The following is a 3,293-nucleotide window of genomic DNA, read 5'->3' on the forward strand; positions in this document are numbered from 1 at the left end:
GGATGCAGGTGTTTCGGTTTCTGCATAAACAACGCATATCCATCGAAAAACGGAGCATATCTATCCGTACTTTATGCAGGATATTCCTGTTTCGGAAGAAAGCGGCAGAGAGAGGAGTAAGAGAAAAGGTGGTTTTACCGCCTTTTTGTCATGAAGCGAGCGGATGGTGCTTCACTTTGCAGCCGTGCACACAGCCGGAGCGGTCCGTTCCCGACATCTGCCCGGTTCTTGCACGGGTACGGATTTTTTATTTACAGGAGTTGGAGGGAGTTAAAAGGAGTTATCGCTCTTCGGGTTGCGGAGTTAAGTCGATAGAGTTGTCAATGTACAGCGATGCTATCCGCATCTAACTCCCTTTGCCCCCTTTCAATTCCTGTACCGCCTTCTAATTCTAACTCCCTCTAACTCCTGTAAATGAGAAATCCGTGAAATAATGGTGCAAAAAATCACAGAATTATTTGCTATTTCAAAATAAAGCCGTACCTTTGCATCCGCAATTCGGGGTGTAGCTCAGCCCGGTTAGAGTACGCGTCTGGGGGGCGTGTGGTCGCTGGTTCGAATCCAGTCACCCCGACTGGTGATTATTAAGAAGTTAAGTTTCATGCTTAACTTCTTTTTTTTATCCCCAATTACGGTTTTCATGTAACCAAAGAGCTGTCCTTGCTTGATTTATTCCGTATGAGCCACTGATTACCAACAGAAAATATTACCTTTGCATTTCGTTACAACCGACAGGATTTTTATATCGGAAAAACAATAAATACAGATATGGCAAAAGAGAAAATCATCCTTACGGGCGACCGCCCTACAGGACGCCTACACATCGGACATTATGTAGGCTCGTTGAGACGCAGAGTGGAGTTGCAGGATTCAGGCCTGTATGACAAGACATTCGTGTTCATAGCCGATGCGCAAGCGCTGACAGACAACATGGAGAATCCGGAGAAAGTACGCCAGAACGTCATTGAAGTGGCACTCGACTACCTGGCTTGCGGACTGGACCCTACGAAAAGCACCATCTTCATCCAGTCGCAGATTCCGGAACTGTGCGAACTCACATTCTATTACATGGACCTCGTCACCGTATCGCGCCTGCAACGCAACCCGACGGTAAAGACGGAAATCCAAATGCGCAACTTTGAAACAAGCATTCCGGTGGGCTTCTTCACATACCCCATCAGCCAGGCTGCCGACATCACGGCATTCCGCGCCACTACCGTGCCCGTTGGCGAAGACCAGGAACCGATGATTGAACAGGCGCGCGAAATAGTACGCCGCTTCAACTTCATCTATGGCGACACGCTGGTAGAACCGGAAATCCTTCTGCCGGATAATGCAGCCTGCCTGCGTCTGCCGGGAACAGACGGAAAAGCCAAGATGAGCAAATCGTTGGGCAACTGCATCTACCTCTCCGACAGTGCCGACGAGGTTCAGAAGAAGGTGAAGAGCATGTATACCGACCCCGACCACCTGCGCATACAAGATCCGGGCAAAATAGAGGGCAACACCGTATTTACTTACCTGGATGCTTTCTGCCGCCCCGAACACTTTGAGCGCTACCTGCCCGATTATCCTTCTTTGGAAGAGTTGAAAGCACACTACCAGCGTGGCGGACTGGGCGACATGAAGGTGAAAGGATTCCTGAACAACATCATGCAGGAGACATTGGAACCGATCCGTAATCGCCGCAAGGAATTCGAGAAAGATATTCCCGCCATCTACGATATGCTGAAGAAAGGTTGTGAAACGGCACGCGAAACAGCCGCAGCAACGTTGGATGATGTGCGCCGCGCGATGAAAATCAATTACTTTGACGATGCGGAGCTGATTGCAGAACAGGTAAAGAAATTCAGCGCAGAGTAACCACCATCCGCCACAAAGGATGCGGGGAGACTGTTTTTCCCGAGTTCCATCCATGAGCAACCGTGGCTACCGCAATAAAAGCATACAAGAAAAGAGGGTGTGTCGAAACTCTCTTATTAACCAAATCACCCCTGTCACAGATATCTATGGCAGGGGTGATTGGTGTATTTGAGGTGTTTCGACACACTCTCTTTGTTTTTTTATCGCCTGTCCGTTAGTTGGCAGACTCCACTAATACCACACGGTTCAGAATCGGTTGTCCGAACTTGTCGACACCGCCGTCAGCAGAAATCTTCAAGCGGTCGGCAGAGATACCGTAATCTTTTACCAAAACATCCACTACAGCCTGGGCACGTTTCAAACTCAACGCTTTGTTGAATTCGGGCGTACCTGTGGCAGAGTCGGCATAACCGTTCACTGTGTAAGCCGCATTCGGAAACTCCTGCATCTGCTTTGCAAGATAAGAGATGTTCATCACTTCACGCGGCGACAGTTGGGCAGAACCGATATTGAAGAATACGGTGCGCGGTGCGATATCCGGATCGGCAACGACCACTTCGGTTTCGGCAACTTCTACCGGTCTGTTACGTTCGGCCACCAGAGCAGATTCCAGCTGCTGGTTGGCAGCAGACAGTTCGGCAAGCTGTTGTTGCATGGCAGACAGTTCGAGGGCAGAAACCAGCTGCGGCGCCGGACGGTTGAACCCACGTTTCGGGAAATGGTAGGTCAGCCCAAGCGTGGCACTGAACACACCGTCATAACCCTTGCCGGCAATGGTTCCGTCAAATTTATCTTCCACACCCATTGCGCTAAGTTCCAGATTAATGTCTACCGCATTCGAAACGCGGAAACGATTGATAATACCGGCATTTACCGACAAAGCCTGACGATGGGGCTTTGTATAATTATGAGTGATACCGGCTCCCAGGTAAGGGATGATTTCATATACGCGGTTCTGGTTGTATCCGCCAAACAGGGCATTCAGATTGAACATCACATCACCGTGGAAGTTCATGTAGTCGAAGCGTTGCTTGTACGAACCGTTGTCGCATTGAGTGCCTTTTACATAATCGGCATGCGGGTCCATTGTGAAGCCTTTTGCCTGAAGGCCGCTGTACTGCAAACGCAAGCCGAGACCGGGAGTAAACCATTTGCCGACAGAGACATTCATCGTAGGACTGATACGCTTGCCGAAATCCCCCAATTGCTGGTCATTATCTCCATACATTACCGATGCACCGCCACCGATGGAGAAAAACCAGTTGCTCCAGAACGGATTTGTAATCACCTGATACTTGTCCTGTACCTGAACAACGTCTACCTGTTCTACAACGACAGTTTTTTGCTGTGCCATGCCGAGGGAAGATACGCCGGCGAATGCCAGCAACATTAGAAACTTTTTCATATACCTTAAAATAGTTAAATTGGTT

The 3,293-nt window shown here is 49.2% G+C and carries 3 protein-coding genes and 1 tRNA gene; 3 read left to right on the forward strand and 1 reads right to left on the reverse strand.

The annotated features are described in order from the left end of the window. The 3 genes from QZ327_RS12195 to trpS form a co-directional block, all read left to right on the forward strand. Positions 1–350 (forward strand): hypothetical protein (locus QZ327_RS12195; RefSeq protein ID WP_294619667.1); only part of this gene is annotated, 350 nt, incomplete at its 5' end. Positions 351–499: 149 nt separating this feature from the next. Continuing rightward, a tRNA-Pro gene (locus tag QZ327_RS12200) sits at positions 500–574 on the forward strand. Between the two features lie 194 nt (positions 575–768). Further along, positions 769–1,863, forward strand: coding sequence for a tryptophan--tRNA ligase (trpS, locus tag QZ327_RS12205; protein ID WP_294619669.1), 1,095 nt, complete (start codon positions 769–771; stop codon positions 1,861–1,863). Positions 1,864–2,077: 214 nt separating this feature from the next. Here trpS and QZ327_RS12210 read toward each other — a convergent pair whose 3' ends face one another. Next, a complete protein-coding gene (locus QZ327_RS12210; RefSeq protein ID WP_294619670.1) occupies positions 2,078–3,268 on the reverse strand; it encodes an OmpA family protein in 1,191 nt (396 codons plus the stop codon). Positions 3,269–3,293: the final 25 nt, after the last annotated feature.

It is taken from the genome of uncultured Bacteroides sp. (genome assembly GCF_910578895.1).
Classification (GTDB): domain Bacteria; phylum Bacteroidota; class Bacteroidia; order Bacteroidales; family Bacteroidaceae; genus Bacteroides.

Bases quoted from the DNA above. Each gene is read 5' to 3' on its own strand.
- trpS (WP_294619669.1), top strand. From the start codon at position 769: ATGGCAAAAGAGAAAATCATCCTTACGGGCGACCGCCCTACAGGACGC.
- QZ327_RS12210 (WP_294619670.1), bottom strand. From the start codon at position 3,268: ATGAAAAAGTTTCTAATGTTGCTGGCATTCGCCGGCGTATCTTCCCTC.